Source organism: Rahnella sp. P4_A8, assembly GCF_056402435.1.
The window spans coordinates 1-963 of record NZ_JBFUHK010000279.1; the positions used below are offsets into that span (position 1 = coordinate 1).

Annotated in this window: 1 protein-coding gene; it reads left to right on the forward strand. The window is 36.9% G+C overall.

Going from position 1 to position 963, the window contains the following annotated elements; genetic code table 11:
- Window positions 1-336: 336 nt before the first annotated feature.
- A complete protein-coding gene (locus tag AC1DUO_RS25420; protein WP_119261764.1) occupies window positions 337-663 on the forward strand; it encodes a hypothetical protein in 327 nt (108 codons plus the stop codon).
- The last annotated feature ends 300 nt before the right edge of the window (window positions 664-963 follow it).

A 963-nucleotide genomic window follows, 5' to 3' on the forward strand; every position in this document is an offset into this window, starting at 1 on the left:
ATTCTGGGCGTTCTTCATTGTGCTAGTTTGTCGTCTATGTGTATTTAATATGGAGATGAATAGAACTGCTTATTAAAATCAGGGTGTCCGGCGTGTGATAAAACCTATGACGAAGATTGATACACATAACTCTCAGAAGTCGAGCCATAAGTAATTCATCTACAACTGCACTACGCCAGAATCTCAATGGAAAAGATTGTTCATTGCACTCTTTAGATTCGATATTTCCCTTATCTACATCTTACCTCCATATAACTACAACGCGCTATCCATGATTATTGTGCACAATTTAAATGAAGAGAGGATTTTTCGTCTTTATGCAAAGGTGATCAAAACATGAGTACTTTCAGCCTGCGTTTGTTTTATTTCATTTTAGTAATCACGATGTTATTTTTTAAAGGCAGTGAGGTGAAGAAAACATTTTTTAGCCGATTTGATGTAAAAATAAATACAGGGAATTATCGTGTGATATCTGACGTAACGTCCGAACCCAACCTTAATAGCAGCATCTCACCAGACCATGCATTAAAAGCTCCCAATACTTGGAAATACAATATAATCCAAAAAACTTCCAGTAAAATTTTAAAAAACCTCAGGCATGCTGTATATAAAATGAAGCGATTCCTGTTTGGTTCAACTAAATCTTCCTTTGAGAATATATAACTATGAATATAAATAAATTGGGATCAATACTTGGCATAAACGTCTTGCCGCTATACTGATTAACGAATGTGCTTAATAGTAGCGTAAACCCGATAAGAACAGCTAAAATCAGACCGCTGGTGGGGGAGGAATCTGATACGATATTTTCACTATGCCAAAAGAACCAATAATCATGCATGCTGAAAGGTGACGTGGAACACTATACTACATCATTGGTATTGGAAGCTTTACCGACGCCAGGTTTGATAGGTGGGAGCGCCCCTTGAATGCCAGAAGGATTATTAACATCAGGATAAGTAC